The 16,742-nt window shown below is 40.4% G+C and carries 15 protein-coding genes, 4 pseudogenes and 1 other annotated feature; of the genes and pseudogenes, 9 read left to right on the top strand and 10 right to left on the bottom strand.

What is annotated here, in order from left to right; all coding sequences use genetic code 11:
• Window positions 1-64: 64 nt before the first annotated feature.
• On the bottom strand, window positions 65-769 hold the full coding sequence (locus tag MST16_RS17255) for an IS6-like element IS26 family transposase (protein WP_001067855.1): 705 nt from the start codon (window positions 767-769) through the stop codon (window positions 65-67).
• A gap of 70 nt (window positions 770-839) precedes the next feature.
• Between MST16_RS17255 and MST16_RS17250 the strand changes: the two genes are divergently transcribed.
• From MST16_RS17250 to MST16_RS17235, 4 genes and pseudogenes are all read left to right on the top strand, one after another.
• Window positions 840-1,181, top strand: a complete 342-nt coding sequence (locus MST16_RS17250) for a recombinase family protein (protein WP_225452624.1) — start codon at window positions 840-842, stop codon at window positions 1,179-1,181.
• 182 nt (window positions 1,182-1,363) lie between these two features.
• Window positions 1,364-2,336 (top strand): annotated as a pseudogene (locus MST16_RS17245) (IS3 family transposase).
• Window positions 1,653-1,769, top strand: a sequence feature (AL1L pseudoknot). (Overlaps the previous pseudogene by 117 nt.)
• 151 nt (window positions 2,337-2,487) lie before the next feature.
• Window positions 2,488-3,702 carry a chloramphenicol/florfenicol efflux MFS transporter FloR gene (floR, locus tag MST16_RS17240; protein WP_000214122.1) on the top strand — a complete coding sequence of 405 codons (1,215 nt, stop codon included), beginning with the start codon at window positions 2,488-2,490 and terminating at the stop codon, window positions 3,700-3,702.
• 27 nt (window positions 3,703-3,729) lie between these two features.
• Window positions 3,730-3,978 (top strand): annotated as a pseudogene (locus MST16_RS17235) (LysR family transcriptional regulator); the annotation flags it as partial.
• Between the two features lie 53 nt (window positions 3,979-4,031).
• Here the strand turns inward: MST16_RS17235 and MST16_RS17230 are convergent.
• The 6 genes from MST16_RS17230 to mobQ all read right to left on the bottom strand — a co-directional run bounded on the left by MST16_RS17230 (window position 4,032) and on the right by mobQ (window position 10,105).
• The gene (locus tag MST16_RS17230; RefSeq protein ID WP_005028420.1) at window positions 4,032-4,736 is read right to left on the bottom strand and encodes an IS6 family transposase; all 705 of its coding nucleotides are present in this window, start codon (window positions 4,734-4,736) and stop codon (window positions 4,032-4,034) included.
• 122 nt (window positions 4,737-4,858) lie between these two features.
• Window positions 4,859-5,416, bottom strand: coding sequence for a TetR/AcrR family transcriptional regulator (locus tag MST16_RS17225; protein ID WP_005146114.1), 558 nt, complete (start codon window positions 5,414-5,416; stop codon window positions 4,859-4,861).
• On the bottom strand, window positions 5,417-5,761 hold the full coding sequence (locus MST16_RS17220; protein ID WP_005146112.1) for an SMR family transporter: 345 nt from the start codon (window positions 5,759-5,761) through the stop codon (window positions 5,417-5,419). It lies immediately after the preceding gene.
• A 261-nt stretch (window positions 5,762-6,022) separates the two neighbouring features.
• Entirely contained in the window at window positions 6,023-6,574 is a 552-nt protein-coding gene (locus MST16_RS17215) for a plasmid replication DNA-binding protein (protein WP_180092625.1), read from the bottom strand.
• A 130-nt stretch (window positions 6,575-6,704) separates the two neighbouring features.
• Window positions 6,705-7,712 carry a replication initiation protein gene (locus MST16_RS17210; RefSeq protein ID WP_168382239.1) on the bottom strand — a complete coding sequence of 336 codons (1,008 nt, stop codon included), beginning with the start codon at window positions 7,710-7,712 and terminating at the stop codon, window positions 6,705-6,707.
• 782 nt (window positions 7,713-8,494) lie between these two features.
• A complete protein-coding gene (mobQ, locus tag MST16_RS17205) occupies window positions 8,495-10,105 on the bottom strand; it encodes a MobQ family relaxase (protein ID WP_180092620.1) in 1,611 nt (536 codons plus the stop codon).
• 269 nt (window positions 10,106-10,374) lie between these two features.
• Between mobQ and MST16_RS17200 the strand changes: the two genes are divergently transcribed.
• Window positions 10,375-10,737 (top strand): hypothetical protein, encoded by a 363-nt coding sequence (locus tag MST16_RS17200; RefSeq protein ID WP_180092617.1) that lies wholly within the window; start codon window positions 10,375-10,377, stop codon window positions 10,735-10,737.
• A 224-nt stretch (window positions 10,738-10,961) separates the two neighbouring features.
• Window positions 10,962-11,186: pseudogene (locus MST16_RS17195) on the top strand (recombinase family protein); the annotation flags it as partial.
• 53 nt (window positions 11,187-11,239) lie between these two features.
• Here MST16_RS17195 and MST16_RS17190 read toward each other — a convergent pair.
• Window positions 11,240-11,944: an IS6-like element IS26 family transposase gene (locus MST16_RS17190; RefSeq protein WP_001067855.1), complete on the bottom strand. Its 705-nt coding sequence runs from the start codon at window positions 11,942-11,944 to the stop codon at window positions 11,240-11,242.
• A 64-nt stretch (window positions 11,945-12,008) separates the two neighbouring features.
• On the opposite strand from MST16_RS17190, the pseudogene MST16_RS17185 reads away from it, so the two are divergent.
• Both MST16_RS17185 and MST16_RS17535 read left to right on the top strand, forming a co-directional pair.
• Window positions 12,009-12,950 (top strand): annotated as a pseudogene (locus tag MST16_RS17185) (site-specific integrase); the annotation flags it as partial.
• 60 nt (window positions 12,951-13,010) lie between these two features.
• On the top strand, window positions 13,011-13,118 hold the full coding sequence (locus tag MST16_RS17535) for a hypothetical protein (RefSeq protein ID WP_372551473.1): 108 nt from the start codon (window positions 13,011-13,013) through the stop codon (window positions 13,116-13,118).
• Between the two features lie 144 nt (window positions 13,119-13,262).
• On the opposite strand, the gene MST16_RS17175 is transcribed toward MST16_RS17535, so the two are convergent.
• A complete protein-coding gene (locus MST16_RS17175; RefSeq protein WP_000550047.1) occupies window positions 13,263-13,481 on the bottom strand; it encodes a hypothetical protein in 219 nt (72 codons plus the stop codon).
• Window positions 13,482-13,511: 30 nt separating this feature from the next.
• Window positions 13,512-14,894, bottom strand: coding sequence for an IS200/IS605 family accessory protein TnpB-related protein (locus MST16_RS17170; RefSeq protein WP_159153749.1), 1,383 nt, complete (start codon window positions 14,892-14,894; stop codon window positions 13,512-13,514).
• A 642-nt stretch (window positions 14,895-15,536) separates the two neighbouring features.
• Between MST16_RS17170 and MST16_RS17165 the strand changes: the two genes are divergently transcribed.
• Window positions 15,537-16,736, top strand: coding sequence for an integrase arm-type DNA-binding domain-containing protein (locus MST16_RS17165; protein WP_005245164.1), 1,200 nt, complete (start codon window positions 15,537-15,539; stop codon window positions 16,734-16,736).
• Window positions 16,737-16,742: the final 6 nt, after the last annotated feature.

Raw genomic sequence — 16,742 nt, 5'->3', positions numbered from 1 at the left:
CGTAATAAAACTGGCACTGTTGCAAAGTTAGCGATGAGGCAGCCTTTTGTCTTATTCAAAGGCCTTACATTTCAAAAACTCTGCTTACCAGGCGCATTTCGCCCAGGGGATCACCATAATAAAATGCTGAGGCCTGGCCTTTGCGTAGTGCACGCATCACCTCAATACCTTTGATGGTGGCGTAAGCCGTCTTCATGGATTTAAATCCCAGCGTGGCGCCGATTATCCGTTTCAGTTTGCCATGATCGCATTCAATCACGTTGTTCCGGTACTTAATCTGTCGGTGTTCAACGTCAGACGGGCACCGGCCTTCGCGTTTGAGCAGAGCAAGCGCGCGACCATAGGCGGGCGCTTTATCCGTGTTGATGAATCGCGGGATCTGCCACTTCTTCACGTTGTTGAGGATTTTACCCAGAAACCGGTATGCAGCTTTGCTGTTACGACGGGAGGAGAGATAAAAATCGACAGTGCGGCCCCGGCTGTCGACGGCCCGGTACAGATACGCCCAGCGGCCATTGACCTTCACGTAGGTTTCATCCATGTGCCACGGGCAAAGATCGGAAGGGTTACGCCAGTACCAGCGCAGCCGTTTTTCCATTTCAGGCGCATAACGCTGAACCCAGCGGTAAATCGTGGAGTGATCGACATTCACTCCGCGTTCAGCCAGCATCTCCTGCAGCTCACGGTAACTGATGCCGTATTTGCAGTACCAGCGTACGGCCCACAGAATGATGTCACGCTGAAAATGCCGGCCTTTGAATGGGTTCATGTGCAGCTCCATCAGCAAAAGGGGATGATAAGTTTATCACCACCGACTATTTGCAACAGTGCCCGAAATTGTGAATAGTCTGAATGATCGTGGTATAACCATTATTTTTCATAAAGAGAATTTGACCTTCAGTCATGATGTAGCACAATCGGCAATAAATAAACTCATGTTTCAGATGCTTGCTGCATTTGCAGAGTTTGAACGCTCCATGATCCGTGAGCGTCAAAAGGAAGGAATTGCAAAAGCCAAAGCGAAGGGCTTATATAAGGGAAGAAAGCGGAAGGTTGACTATGTTGAAATACGAAAAGCAATGGCTGAAGAAAATTCAACATTTAGAGGTGTTGCAGAAAAGTTTAAAGTAGGGATAGCAACAGTACAAAGAGCTTTAAAAGAAGAAACTAATAATCAATAAGGTTGATTAATGAAGACGCTTAGATATTCAAATTTAGAAAAGATCATGACCATTTATACTGAAATTTCTACTTATATTACATTTCATAATGCGACTGGTTTAACAGATATAAATAAATCAATGGAAGATTTTTGAACCGTACCGGGTTTGTCGGAGACCAAGCTTTCTGAGAGAATGTCCCGATGAAAAAAGTAAAATATACCCCTGAAATCAGAGAAAGAGCGGTTCAATTATTGATTGAATCCGAGAAAGATTATCCATCGAATTGGGCTGCGATCACCGCTATTGCTCCCTGAGCAGTATACTGCGCAAGGGTTGTACTCCTGAAACACTACGTGTTTGGTATCAAAAATATTTAGATAAACAAAATCCAGTTAAAGTACAGCAGCTTTCAGACCAAGAACGTATCAAACAACTCGAACGCGAAAATAAAGAACTGCAACGCGCCAATGAAATTCTACGTAAAGCAGCCGCTTTTTTCGCCCAGGCGGAGCTCGACCGCCCACACAAATAATGGTGGATTTTATCCATAATAATAAAGAGCTGTACGGAGTCGAGGCGATTTGTAGAATTTTACCGATCGCACCTTCAACCTATTACCGGACTCTAGATCTCTGTGAAAATCCAGAACATCGAGCAAAGCGAGATTTACATGACTTGCATCATGCTGAGGAGATTAAACGAATTTGGAAGGAAAGTTCAGGTCGGTATGGTGTACGTAAAGTCTGGCAAAAACTGAAACGTGAAGGCTATATTATTGCGCGCTGTACTGTTGCTCGATTAATGCAAAAGCTAGGTATAAAAGGTGTTTGGCGTGGTAAGAACAAACAAACCACCCGTAGCCGAGATGATCAAAAACGAGCGGATGACTTGGTAAAACGTAATTTTACTGCTGATCATCCTGACCAACTGTGGGTGAGTGACTTTACGTATATTCAAACAAATTCAGGCTGGGTTTATACTGCATTTATTATTGATGTGTTCTCACGAGCAATTGTTGGATGGAAAGTATCGACACGGATGAATACAGATATGGTGCTCGATGCATTGGAGCAAGCATTTAGGGCGGCAGAGGGGGCTGGAACGCTGAGTGCGCCCATGCCGCATTGCGAAGCAAAAGATAATCGGATAAAATGTAGCAATTCATATTCGTAAGCGTGGAGTAATCAGATGGGAAATTCCAAGTCAGCAGACAAGTAAGCCGCAACAACCAGTATTGTTGTTGCGGCGCTCTGTAAGGCTAGTCTCATCTGATTGCTGACGAGCAGACGTCGCCCGGTATTCCTTAATCGAGGGTTGATTCGTCATGACCACCACACGCCCCGCGTGGGCCTATACGCTGCCGGCAGCACTGCTGCTGATGGCTCCTTTCGACATCCTCGCTTCACTGGCGATGGATATTTATCTCCCTGTCGTTCCAGCGATGCCCGGCATCCTGAACACGACGCCCGCTATGATCCAACTCACGTTGAGCCTCTATATGGTGATGCTCGGCGTGGGCCAGGTGATTTTTGGTCCGCTCTCAGACAGAATCGGGCGACGGCCAATTCTACTTGCGGGCGCAACGGCTTTCGTCATTGCGTCTCTGGGAGCAGCTTGGTCTTCAACTGCACCGGCCTTTGTCGCTTTCCGTCTACTTCAAGCAGTGGGCGCGTCGGCCATGCTGGTGGCGACGTTCGCGACGGTTCGCGACGTTTATGCCAACCGTCCTGAGGGTGTCGTCATCTACGGCCTTTTCAGTTCGATGCTGGCGTTCGTGCCTGCGCTCGGCCCTATCGCCGGAGTATTGATCGGCGAGTTCTTGGGATGGCAGGCGATATTCATTACTTTGGCTATACTGGCGATGCTCGCACTCCTAAATGCGGGTTTCAGGTGGCACGAAACCCGCCCTCTGGATCAAGTCAAGACGCGCCGATCTGTCTTGCCGATCTTCGCGAGTCCGGCTTTTTGGGTTTACACTGTCGGCTTTAGCGCCGGTATGGGCACCTACTTCGTCTTCTTCTCGACGGCTCCCCGTGTGCTCATAGGCCAAGCGGAATATTCCGAGATCGGATTCAGCTTTGCCTTCGCCACTGTCGCGCTTGTAATGATCGTGACAACCCGTTTCGCGAAGTCCTTTGTCGCCAGATGGGGCATCGCAGGATGCGTGGCGCGTGGGATGGCGTTGCTTGTTTGCGGAGCGGTCCTGTTGGGGATCGGCGAACTTTACGGCTCGCCGTCATTCCTCACCTTCATCCTACCGATGTGGGTTGTCGCGGTCGGTATTGTCTTCACGGTGTCCGTTACCGCGAACGGCGCTTTGGCAGAGTTCGACGACATCGCGGGATCAGCGGTCGCGTTCTACTTCTGCGTTCAAAGCCTGATAGTCAGCATTGTCGGGACATTGGCGGTGGCACTTTTAAACGGTGACACAGCGTGGCCCGTGATCTGTTACGCCACGGCGATGGCGGTACTGGTTTCGTTGGGGCTGGTGCTCCTTCGGCTCCGTGGGGCTGCCACCGAGAAGTCGCCAGTCGTCTAACCGACGACTGGTAGCAGGCCCGCTCCGATGCGGCGCACTAACCATCGAAACCTCGTGAATGTCGGTATCCTGTCTGGCAGGATACCGCTCATTTCCCTTGTTCAGTTCATCGCCGTCGCCGAGCATCTGAATTTTCGGCATGCGGCCAAGGCACTTGGTATCAGCTAGTCGAGCGTCAGCGCGCGTGTGAAAGCGCTGGAGGATAACCTTGGTGTCCTGCTATTTGAGCGCCATGCGCGGGGCGTTCGGCTAACAGACGCAGGCAGGCACTTCATGGGGCACTGTTGCAAATAGAGATTTGAGTCGATGATGTTCCCTTTAAAAAGTACTTAGAGACCGAAAACCCTGTTGATTAGACACACTTCACCCTGAGGCTGACCATAATAAAATGACGATGCTTGTCCTTTACGTAGTGCACGCATGACTTCAATACCTTTAATTGTGGCATAAGCCGTCTTCATAGATTTGAATCCTAATGTGGCCCTGATGATCCGCTTTAGCTTGCCATGATCACATTCAATCACGTTATTTTTATACTTAATCTGCCTGTGCTCAAGGTCTGGTGGACATTTACCTTCCCGTTTTAACCGTGATAAAGCACGTCCATATGTGGGTGCTTTATCCGTGTTGATCACTTGTGGAATTTGCCACTTCTTCACATTATTTAAAATTTTTCCAAGAAAACAATAAGCTGAATGGGTATTTCGTCTAGCAGAAAGATAGAAATCAAGAGTATGGCCACGTTGGTCAACTGCACGGTATAGATATGCCCATTTGCCATTCACTTTTACGTAAGTTTCATCCAGATGCCATAAATGTCGATCTGTAGGATTACGCCAATACCAACGTAAACGTTTTTCCATTTCTGGAGCATAACGCTGAACCCAGCGATAAATTGTGGTGTGATCAACATTCACTCCACGTTCGGCCAGCATTTCCTGAAGTTCACGATAGCTGATGCCATATTTACAATACCAACGAACAGCCCAAAGAATGATTTCACCTTGAAAGTGCCGACCGTGGAAGGGATTCATCTGCTGTATCTCGAAATAAATAAGATATTTAGCTTATCATGTCAGCCTATTTGCAACAGTGCCGTTCTATGCACTGGATTTTTCTATCTGGGGCTTACAGTTCAAATTTCGAATAAGAGATTTTATGTTAAATAGGTTCGATTAAGCAGATCGTCTTCTAATTTTGAACATTGCTCATCATCAATGACTCCGGTAATACTTTGTAGCCACAACCCATCTGCTGCTAAACGAAGTAACTCTAAATCAGGATGACTATCCGTTTCTGCATGTTGAGATAATCTATTTTTTAGCCATTCCATCCAAATTTTATTAAAGGTAGGCTCTGTGATCATAGTCATTGATAACGCTGACCAAGCAGAAACCACCCCATCTATTTGATGGATAAAAGAACTATGAATATAAGCTCGTGTGAATTTACCATATTCTGTTGGATCGCGTTTAATCAAGTATTCAACTGTTTGATCTAAATCAAGAATTATTTGATTGAACATTTCTTCTATCAAATTTTTTTTATTCGGGAAATGGTGAAATACCCCCCCTTTTGTTATACCTACTGCTGTAGCAATATTTTGAATAGAAACACCAGAAATACCCTTTTGAGAAACAAGAATAGTTGCCTGTTCAAGGATGCGCTTTCGAATAACCTCTGGTTGCTTCTTTTGTTGCCGAATTTCTTTCACTTAATGACCTGCTGATTGCGAAAATAAATTAATAATTATTACGCCAGATACGATAAAACCAATTCCAATTAAAGCAGGATTATCTAGTGTCTGTTTAAAAACAAAGTAGCCAACTACAGCAGTTAGAACAATCCCAACACCAGCCCATATAGCGTATGCGATACCTAAAGGGATTGTTTTAATAACTTGTGATAATAAATAAAATGCCGTGCTAAAAAAAATAAAGACCATCACGCTTGGAAAAAGTTTTGTAAACCCTTCCGATTTAACTAAAAAACTACTTCCAATCACTTCGGAAACTATTGCAAATCCAAGTAATACATAAGCGAGTAACACACTGTTCATAAGTAATCATACCTAAAATACCAATCGGAAGGTATGTTAAATTTTCAAAAAAAAATTATCAATAATTATTTTAGATTTTCTAAAATTAACATAATACACCTTATACGAAACGTGTTATAATTTACTTTGAAATTCATATACTTATTTCAAAGTTTATAGCCCATCTTCCCCAAGTTGGGCTTTTTTTATGATTTTTCACGTTCCACGATCAATAAATAAACAATGTTCCACGGTTTTGATTAGTCTGATTAAATAGTCCTATCATCCATAGGGCTTGAAAAAACGGCTCCAGAAGCCCCTTTTTTCTGGTTCTGGCTCAATATGTTCAGGGACTGGAATACGCTTATTCTCGATAACCTCTGATTCCTTAGGAGGCATAGCTATGACGTCATCTTTCTGGTCTGGTTCTAGTTTAGGATTCTCTATCATCTCAGAATCAACTGGAGGAACAACTTTGTGCTCTTCTACCCCTGTTTTTGGTTGTTCAAGCTGACCTTTAAACTCAATTCTATGAGTCAAATCTTCTATGTGTTGCATCAAAGCCTTTTCTCTGTGATTGGCTAAGTCCAATTGATTTTTAAGTAATGAAATTTGATCTTTTAATACAGTTTCGACTTCTGACTGGACGTGTACATGTACATCCTTCTGTACGTGTTCAGTGCGTGTACTGGACTGAACACCTGAAGGATTTCCGTAGACTCTGATAAGTTCAGATAGATCTATAAGACCATCATGATCCCTTGATAATTCACCATTTTTTATAGCTTCGTATATTGTTGTACGTGATTTTTTAAAGGCTTTACTAGCGTCCATAACGCTAAATTTTGTTGTGTTCAATGGAATCCCTCAGTGCGTGTACAAGGATGTTCATCTGAACATTCTACCTAAACATGAAATTTATTTTGTATTAAAGCCTACTTTCTTTAGATAGGGGAGTAGCTCTTCAATTTTTTTGTTCAATAGTAAGGTCGACATTGAATTCTGCTAATTTTTCAATCCATCTATTACCTTCGTTGTTCTTAAAATCAGTTTTTATTCTTTCTACTAATTCGTCTGTAGTCTCACCAGATTCTTTGAATCTTAAGCTCAATTCTTCACTTTGAATTATCGTTAAATAAACCATTTTTGCAGTTATTTTATTTTGCTCTTGGTTACTACCAGTTTCACTTTGTTGATTAGCTCCAATAGTTTTCTTTTTTCTAACTATAAAATTAACATGACTAGCTTTGCGTCCTTCTTTCTTGACTGCTTTAAACTCAATAGTCAGTTCTGTTTTAGAGTTAATGTCATCAATATGAGGTTTAAGAATAGTACTTTTGAAATCTCTATATTCTGGGTATGAATTTTCTGCTAGACCTAAAGCACTTTTTAATTCTTTAATGGATACATCGAAATTAGAACGAAATTCATTTTGTACCAAGAATGGGTAAAGTTTTAAACCGTGACCATGTAAGGCAACAGCCGACTTAACTTTAAATTTTGTATACGAATTTTGTTTATTAAAAACATACATAATGTATAGGGCAAAATGCGTGAAAGAAATATAAAAACATCCATCCTTGTATGAGCATGTACTAATGAGTCTTGTTCGAATTTCTCGATCTTTTCCAGGATGATAAAAAACTACACTGTGGTCGTAGAGAGCATCTACTACTCGGTTTAAGGCTACATAAGCACTGCTTGGCTTTAAGCCCGTCAATTCAGCATATTCTTTAGCTGTTACAGTGAATTCTGTTGTTTCATTGGGATCTGATGCTAGCCGAACTTTAGGGCTAAAAAAGAATAGCAATTTTAGAATATCGTCTTTTGGTGATTTCTCATGCTTCAATTGCCAGAAAATATTTTGAAAGACAGCATAGTCTTTTGGATAACGTTTGGCAGGTGCTGCAAGAGGAAAAAGAGATTTGTCATGTTCCTCAAAATTTTTAATTTTCTTTAATGATACAGCCATCTAAAATCACTATTCTTCTATTATGTGGTGGTGTTTTTAATACTATTCACCCCCACTTATTAAGTCAAGCATATCTTGATTACAACCTAACATTTCGCCCCCACTAACCTAACATTTCGCCCCCACTAACCTAACATTTCGCCCCCACTAACCTAACATTTCGCCCCCACTAACCTAACATTTCGCCCCCACTTAAAGTCAAAAACCTAACATTTCGCCCCCACTTAAAGTCAAAAACCTAACATTTCGCCCCCACTTTAGTGTCTGAAACACTGGTATAGCAACACATTGAGACTAGTCGTAAAGCTTTTTAAAAGCTTTTTAAAAGCTATTAAAAGCTTTTAATAAAGCTTTTAAAATTAATAAATGAAAAATTGCCCTTGGTTTTCGCTACGCTCAAACTCTATTGAACTTCGCTAAAGCTCAGTTCGTTGGGGCAATTTTTTGGCTAATATCTGGTTTAAATCATAAAAAGAAAAAGAACTAGGAATTCGCTTCGCTCATAAGTTTTTTATGCTCGCTCCGCTCGGTCTAGGTGCAAATATCTGCATGTGATTTACGCTTATTTAGGCTTCTCAGCCTAAAAAGCTGTTTTTCAGAGAGTCTAGGCGCGAATTTTTGTTGTGTCGCTCGTAGACACTCGCTAAAACGCTCTCATTTGAGTTTTAAGACACTTTGAATGCAATGTGGTACATCTATATATTTTCTGTTTAATGCATAAAATTCGAGCAATCAGCGCAAAATAGAGTATAAAATAAACCTCCGTTTGGAGGTTTTTTGTTTTACATATCGAAATCAGGACCTTTTTTGTCATTTTTCGGCTTGTATGTGCTGTTATTTTCAAATTCTCGCTGTCTGTCACGTTGTTTGAAATATTCAAGTTCACGCTTGCGTCTGTTTTCTTCTTCAAGCGCATTTTTTTTCGACTGCTCAAGTACATGTTTTTCTTCTTCAATGCTTGCGTTATAGCGTGATACAAGTGATTTCGATTCTTGAATATCATGCTCTTTTATAATCGGCTCAAGAACCATGACGAAAGTCTCTTTTGCTGTGTGATAGTTTTCGAATTTCTGAAAGCCAATTTTTTGCAAGAAATTGCTTTTTTCTATCGGTAATTCGATGCCCTGTTCAGTCAAAAATTTGGCGTGTTTATCCAGCTCTGCAAAGACTTCACTAATATTTTGCTGTTTTGCTAACGTCACAAATTTTTCAGTACGTTTGCGGTCGAGTGATTCAATTTTAAAGTTCGCTTTGTGTGTCGAAATATAAAAGCTGGGTGTTTCATCACGATATAAACCTTCATGTTGTGAAAAATAATTTTCGCTAAGATTCTTTCTAGAAAGCCACTTTTGTGATTTCGAATGATGCTTTTTGATGCTCGCAATATCTGCATTTGTGCTGTCATTGATTGACCTGCAGGACTTCACATATTCAATTGCAACTTTCTGCAGCTCACTAAATTTTTCATAAGCTAAGTCGATTTCGTTTGCTTGTCGTGCAAATTGTTCAAGCTCAAAATCAATATGATTTTCTGCGAGATCAAGCTGCTCGATTTCTTTGAGCAAGTGACTGTAATCAGTTTGAGAAAGTAGTTTTTCAGAAACAATAATTTCTTGATCAAGTTCTTGTAATTTCTTGATCTCAGCATTTTGTAATTTGATTGCATCATTGAGTTTAGCAACTTCTGAGTCAATACCCTTTCTTCTCATTTCAGTTACAGCTGGGCCTTCGTGCAAAGTGGGAGTTAAGCCATTTCCTTGCTCGACATAAGATCTGTGATCGACTCGGCTTTCAACGCCTGCATCTTCCAAATGACGGTTTGTAATTTCTGCAAATTCTTCACGCCAAAAGTTGACAGTTTCACTTGAGCATTCTTTGTTGAAGTCTCGATATTTCTTTTTCGCAAAAAATCCAAAGTCTGGGTCAATCGAGCGAGGTGTAAACATGATGTGTGCATGATAATTCTTGTTATCTTCTTCGCTGTTTTCATCATTCTTATTTCTAAATTTATGCGGCTGGTGAATTGCTGCATCAACAATCACGCCATATTTTTCGACAAGTCGAGTGCAGATCTCGGCAAGCATTTGTTGTCGTTGTTCGGCATTCAGTTCATGCGGAAAAGCTATTTCAAATTCACGACCAACCACTGCATCTTTTCTGCGTTCAGCTTTTTCGACTGTATTCCAGAGTGTGTTTCTGTCGAGTAATGATGAGTCGGCAAAATCAGGAGCAAAAATTTGACTATGCTCAACGCCTGATTTTCTTGTGTAGTCTTTTACATCCCCAGTTTTTTCACAGACAAGTTTTGAGCCAGAGCGATATGCTGCAGCTGCAACTGCAGAACGTCCATCTGATCTGCTGATTGTCTTCACTGAAAAATGATAAATCGCCATCTTGCACTCTCGGCACTAATCTAATTTTGCTAACGCAAAATTACCAACCTGCATCGGTTGGTCAGGGGTCGTAAGGGGAGGACTCCCCTACCGTACTTCCATTATAAAAAAATCGAAGATTTTTTCAATGGTAAAGTGCGCCCTTCGTTTCACTTCGGGAAAAATCACGATAGCAGAAGTGGGAGTTTGCTGCAAGATTTGTTGGGCCTTGTTTTTTTTGTCGGGATATTGGATATTCAAACTATCAATTTTTCTTCTAAAGGTGAAAAATGTTTGAATCAGAGCTTGAACAGCAAAAAGAGCAAGTAAAGCGGAAACGTAAAACACTTGAACAGCAACTTGAGGAAGCAAAAGCAAAAGAAGCTGCGGAACTTAAACGACTTGAGCAAGCAAAAGAGAAACGCAAACAGCTTGAACAACGTCAGAAAAAACAGCTTTCTGAAAGTGAGCGCAAAAACGATACAAGACGTAAAATCTTGCTAGGTGCATGGGTTCTTAATAAGCTAAAAAACGATTCGAATTTTAAGCATGAATTGTCAGATTTTAGACAGTTTTTAAATACGGAAAGTAAGACAGAAGACAACAGGCTCAAAGATGCTGAGTTGTTTAAAAGTATTCTATGGGATGACTAATTTTCGAGGACATCTATCCAAGTAAACAACCTGGATAGATCCGCAGAAAAGTAGGCATCATTTAACTGACTTATCGTATTTTATAAGTTTTTTTTGTATCTTTAGAGTATAGCCTAACGGAACAAAATAAAGTCTTAAAAAGCAACTCAAAAACCGTATTTATAGACTTAATATTTAATTTCGGTACAATATGTATTTAATTATCTAAACTCTAACGGTACAGAATGCCTAATCAGGTCGGATATATTCGAGTCAGTTCAACTGAACAAAATACTGAACGTCAATTAGATGGAATCAGCCTGGATAAGACCTTTACTGAAAAGGCAAGCGGTGGTAGCCGTGAACGTCCTCAGTTAAATGCAATGCTCGACTATCTGCGTGAAGGTGATACGGTGCATGTTCATAGTATTGATCGTCTGGCACGTAATACAAATGATCTGAACGAAATTGGGCACTGTTGCAAAGTTAGCGATGAGGCAGCCTTTTGTCTTATTCAAAGGCCTTACATTTCAAAAACTCTGCTTACCAGGCGCATTTCGCCCAGGGGATCACCATAATAAAATGCTGAGGCCTGGCCTTTGCGTAGTGCACGCATCACCTCAATACCTTTGATGGTGGCGTAAGCCGTCTTCATGGATTTAAATCCCAGCGTGGCGCCGATTATCCGTTTCAGTTTGCCATGATCGCATTCAATCACGTTGTTCCGGTACTTAATCTGTCGGTGTTCAACGTCAGACGGGCACCGGCCTTCGCGTTTGAGCAGAGCAAGCGCGCGACCATAGGCGGGCGCTTTATCCGTGTTGATGAATCGCGGGATCTGCCACTTCTTCACGTTGTTGAGGATTTTACCCAGAAACCGGTATGCAGCTTTGCTGTTACGACGGGAGGAGAGATAAAAATCGACAGTGCGGCCCCGGCTGTCGACGGCCCGGTACAGATACGCCCAGCGGCCATTGACCTTCACGTAGGTTTCATCCATGTGCCACGGGCAAAGATCGGAAGGGTTACGCCAGTACCAGCGCAGCCGTTTTTCCATTTCAGGCGCATAACGCTGAACCCAGCGGTAAATCGTGGAGTGATCGACATTCACTCCGCGTTCAGCCAGCATCTCCTGCAGCTCACGGTAACTGATGCCGTATTTGCAGTACCAGCGTACGGCCCACAGAATGATGTCACGCTGAAAATGCCGGCCTTTGAATGGGTTCATGTGCAGCTCCATCAGCAAAAGGGGATGATAAGTTTATCACCACCGACTATTTGCAACAGTGCCAAAAAAGATGAGGGATTTATTGTTTGGTATGAAAGCACGTGCTCAAGAAGAGATTATTCAACATAAATGGCAGGTGCTCGCCTCTTGGATGGGGCATAGCAGTATTGAGCAAACGGCTTCAAATTACCTTCATGTTTTGGATTTATTAGCAGTCGATCGAATTTATAATTCGCCGTGTATCATTTCAAAAAAAGTATTAGAACAGTGTTTTAGTCCAGTGAAGTCAAGTACAGACTACATAAACCTAAATCGTTATACTCAGCAGCAGAAATGGTTTAATTCTTATCAGCAAACACAGCCAGTTACGATGGCTGGCCGACAAGAAAAGAAGTTTAGTATAGAGAAGAGTACTCTGACACCTTTTCAACGTTTGATAAGTTTTAGAGAAGGTCGATTAAGCGAAGATACCCAAGCTCAAGAATGGATGCAACGATGTCAATGGATGAGCACTAAATGGATGGATCGCCAAAAATTTAATTTAAAAACGAATTATGTTTATAGTAAGAATTTAGAAGAGAGTTGGTTTGATGAACTTTACGAAAAGGCTAAAAAACTGACTCGTCCAGATGAAATAATTCCTCTCCTTGATTTTCATTATAAAGATGATAGGCAGCAAGATGCACTGAAAGAAAAGAACATGGTTAAGGCGCTTAAAATATTATTATTATTTGGAAAACTGCGTAAGAATTTTCTACATTTTCAATGCCGAATGAAAGGTGATGAGCAACAAATTGTTAATTTTATTACTGGTATAGAGCCAATGTTAGGAGATCATCTGTATTTAGAAAAACAAAACTACCCAGTTAATTTGGATGCTCCTGAGCGAACCGTTAAATTTAGTTTTCAAAGAGTTGTCGGCTCTAACAAAAAAAATGTTACTCCGCTGGTTATATTTAATTTAATGTTAAAAATGATGCAAAAAGATGAACTCTGGATCAAATAGCCTAAGCATGTTAAAGGGGAATTGTTTAGAAATTTCCCTGTTTATAAGTAAACTGCCTTTATGAAAAGCACCATGCTGACTTGGATTAATAAGCGGAATGTAGTATCACAGTTTGATCGCTGGATTTACGAAAATGGTGTGAAGATTAGCGGTATGGTAAATCGATGAGCTAAAGTGTTGTAGTCCAAACTCGATCTGACAATTACCCATTTTTTAGTGTGCCCGTCAGGTTAAATTTGAACTGAATTTTTCTCAGCCCAAATTCATTTCCAATCAAGTTATGTTTCAAGTGGCGTGCGAACACTGCACAATTTAATTCACGGTGCCTAAGACAGGTATCAACTTCGGACCAGCCATTCTAGCTTTGCTAATGATTTCCACCAGCTCATCATAAGTCAGTTCAAACTTATCCTCACTATCAAATACATAGACCATATTCTTGCCTTCATGTTCAGGTGGAGTAGGTGGTACAAATCGTTTCGGGATAAGAATTTGTGCGAGTTGTTCGTCAGTTAATTTAAATAAGTGCATGTTTTTATCCTACTGTTCCTTAAAATGTATTCAAACATACTCAAGGACTAATTCGCACTCTGTTAATGTCTTGTTGCCAAGCGTGTAACTAGAGCCTGAGTCGGTCAGTTCCGACTTGTAGCGGTCAGTCCGTTCTTGCAATATACGCTTTACAGTTTTGTAAGGCGTATAACGACTTATCTCATTGTCGTTTAATCTTGCAAGCACGTTTCTCGCAGCATTCCAATCAGCTTGCACAACTTCCCCATTGAAACGGTGAAAACGATCTCCCTTACGTGTACCTATTAAAAGGCCATGCAAGAAAGAATCACTTTGCGAAGTATATGCAGAATTGACTAGATGCACCGTAGAACCTCTACGGTGAGATATAGAAGTTAGGGCATTAGCTAACAAACCTTTAGCCCATGTATTTAAGCGTCTATTGGTGTTTTTGCCATAGTTGCGTTTACTTTGAATTGGGGATGTTAAATCTTCCGCAACAATCACTTTGGCTTTATCAACCAACTTGTGAGTTGCTGTAAATATTAATGTTTTGAGCTTTGCTTTTTGAGTATCTTGTCGCTTATCTAGTTTTTTTCGACCTAGATTATTTAACTCAATTTTCTGTTTCTTGTGTGGTTTAGCTTTAGCAATCGCTCTGAGCTTGTTTCTGTGCTTGTACTTTTGATTTAAATAATCTGATTCACTTGAGATCAGCTTGCCTAGACCACTCCCATATACATCGCCATCAGAGTCCACAAAAGCTTCTGAGTACCCTTTATCAACACCTACGGTTTCCTGACCACAATCCTGTGTTTCAACTGCATCATAAGTTGAGTGAACTTCAACATTACCGTTTTTTAGAATGATTCTAAGTGTGCCTTGTGGCGCAAAATCAACAGTCGTATTTAATGGGATTTTAATGGTTTGTCGAGGGATTAGGCTTGGTACTTTAAGCCAACATTGACCATTTAACTCAAAGGTTTTACACATATCCGCACGAACAATAATTTGATTATGTGTGTGATTAACACCATGCTTAAAGTGATTACGCATTTGACGATGGAGGAAATTATCAGTCATCCATTCATCTTTTTTAAGCAAGGTGTATAGTCTTTTTTGTTCATTATTACAGGAGGTGCGTTTTCGGATCGCCTGCTTTACTTTGTCTTTTGATGCTTCTCGATAGGCTTTAATATCACCTATGCAATCACGTAGCGTTTCTTTCCACGCATTTGCAGAAACACCAAAGTCACGACTTTCTTTCATCCACGCATCACGAATAGCTCTGTCACTGATATTCAAACCTGAAATAGCACCATATTTAGCCCACACCTCGCTACGAATACGACCAAGTAAAACAGCTTGTTTCTCAAGCTGTTTGTACTTTTGCACATTCAAGTTTTTACAATGGTGGATGCGTGTTAATTTCACAAAGTCATGCCTAGGTTAAGGGATTGGATAATCAATAGATATGGATGCTAATATACCAAGACACTCACCTAAAATACAAAAGATAATCATTTAAATCTCTAATAAATACCCACCTTGCCACTACTGAATCGACATAGACAAAATGAGAACTTATGCAAATATTTGTCTATATTTTTAGTTATAGTTAATTACTCTCGTAAAACAGCTGACGAAGTCCGAGATAGAATCATTGCGTCAAAACAAACGTGATGCTTATGCACTTATGATGAAAATGAATTAATTATTATTTAATTAAGTTAAAAGACTGCTATATAGCGGTCTTTTTTGTTTTTGAGCTCTACAAATTTTAATGAGTACATATAGTTACTTTTATAAAAATGATAATAAAGGGTAGAGGAGGTCATCTAAGAATTTAAAGCACAAGACTTATTTAACATTGATGACAGAAAAAGTGAGTTGTTGGGAACTTAAAGAAGAGGTGGTACTTATAATGGTTACTAAAATACAAATACTTAAAATATTAAATATATAAAACAATATATTACAAATATATATGATGCGTAGTGTACGCATCATACATAAAGCGTTCTATTTTGATATAATTGATCCAATCAACCCATTGTTAGGTTTCATTTAAATTCCATGAGTCTTACTGAAATTAAAGTTCGCCAAGCTCATTGTAAGGAAAAAACCAGTTTTTTATCCGATGAAGATGGGCTTAGCCTGAAGATTGAGCCGAGTGGAAGAAAATCTTGGTGCTATCGCTATACAGATCCACAAACTAAAAAACGTCGACGCATTCAGTTAGGTCGTTATCCTGATTTATCGCTGAAAAAGGCACGACAAGTCAGAGATGACTTTAAAGACAATGATTTCTGTTTTGAACAAGATACTGCCTCTAATGTCATCACCTTTGGTAAGGTCGGGGAGGAGTGGTTACAGTTCAAACTGAAAAATGCCTTCAACGATCTACCCCGCTGTGGTGTACTACAGTTAGCAGAAAGATGCTTACAGCAAGATATTTATCCAGACCTTCAGGATCTACCTTTTCAAAACATCAAGCGTTATGACCTGGTTTCAGTAATCAAAAAAATAGAGGGACGCCAAGTAAAAGAACCTGTCAAGAAAGCTTGTAGTTATTTGAACCAAATTTATGACTACGCTGTAGCGATGGGTTATTGTGAATTCAACATCGCGCATGGTTTAAATAAAATCGCCATTAACAGTAAAATCAAGAAAAATTATCCGTATTTGAAAGCGGAGGATATATCTGATTTTAAGTATAAATTACAAAAATTGGATGCCCATCCGATTATTAAAAAAGCACTGCTGTTCAAATTACATACTGGCGTGCGAGGGGCTGAATTGTTATTGGCTGAGCCTCATCATTTTGATTTAAATGAAAAAGTCTGGAAAATACCTGCCTTGCATATTAAACAGTTTCGACGAAAAGTCATATTAGGCCATGAGATTCCCGACTTCTTAGTTCCACTTTCAGATCAGGCTTTAGATATTTTAAAAGACGTCATGCAATGGTCATACGGTGAAAAGTACATTTTTGCTAGCCCACGGAAACATAATCAACCGATTCATTTTAATACATTAAATATGGCTATACGTAAGATGGGCTATGGAAAACATCAATTATCCTCTCATGGACTACGTTCCACTTTTAGTACCATTTTGAATGACTCAGGTTTGTTCCAGGATAACTGGATTGAGGCACAACTTTCACATATTGATAAGAACCGTACCCGTGCCAGCTATAATCACGCTGACTATTTAGCCCAGCGGACTGAAATGATGCAGTGGTGGGGTGATTATTTAAGTACTGCTAAGTGAAAATCG

It is taken from the genome of Acinetobacter sp. YH16040_T, assembly GCF_024605785.1.
Lineage (GTDB): Bacteria > Pseudomonadota > Gammaproteobacteria > Pseudomonadales > Moraxellaceae > Acinetobacter > Acinetobacter amyesii.
The sequence above is the reverse complement of the archived record's forward strand: the minus strand, read 5'-3'. Positions and strand labels throughout refer to the sequence as shown.

What these genes read in the sequence shown, in the direction of transcription:
- MST16_RS17190 (WP_001067855.1), bottom strand. Translation starts at nt 11,944, where the DNA reads ATGAACCCATTCAAAGGCCGGCATTTTCAGCGTGACATCATTCTGTGG.
- MST16_RS17175 (WP_000550047.1), bottom strand. Translation starts at nt 13,481, where the DNA reads ATGCACTTATTTAAATTAACTGACGAACAACTCGCACAAATTCTTATC.
- MST16_RS17255 (WP_001067855.1), bottom strand. Translation starts at nt 769, where the DNA reads ATGAACCCATTCAAAGGCCGGCATTTTCAGCGTGACATCATTCTGTGG.
- mobQ (WP_180092620.1), bottom strand. Translation starts at nt 10,105, where the DNA reads ATGGCGATTTATCATTTTTCAGTGAAGACAATCAGCAGATCAGATGGA.
- MST16_RS17220 (WP_005146112.1), bottom strand. Translation starts at nt 5,761, where the DNA reads ATGAACAGTGTGTTACTCGCTTATGTATTACTTGGATTTGCAATAGTT.
- MST16_RS17230 (WP_005028420.1), bottom strand. Translation starts at nt 4,736, where the DNA reads ATGAATCCCTTCCACGGTCGGCACTTTCAAGGTGAAATCATTCTTTGG.
- floR (WP_000214122.1), top strand. Translation starts at nt 2,488, where the DNA reads ATGACCACCACACGCCCCGCGTGGGCCTATACGCTGCCGGCAGCACTG.
- MST16_RS17215 (WP_180092625.1), bottom strand. Translation starts at nt 6,574, where the DNA reads ATGGACGCTAGTAAAGCCTTTAAAAAATCACGTACAACAATATACGAA.
- MST16_RS17535 (WP_372551473.1), top strand. Translation starts at nt 13,011, where the DNA reads ATGAAAAGCACCATGCTGACTTGGATTAATAAGCGGAATGTAGTATCA.
- MST16_RS17200 (WP_180092617.1), top strand. Translation starts at nt 10,375, where the DNA reads ATGTTTGAATCAGAGCTTGAACAGCAAAAAGAGCAAGTAAAGCGGAAA.
- MST16_RS17165 (WP_005245164.1), top strand. Translation starts at nt 15,537, where the DNA reads ATGAGTCTTACTGAAATTAAAGTTCGCCAAGCTCATTGTAAGGAAAAA.
- MST16_RS17210 (WP_168382239.1), bottom strand. Translation starts at nt 7,712, where the DNA reads ATGGCTGTATCATTAAAGAAAATTAAAAATTTTGAGGAACATGACAAA.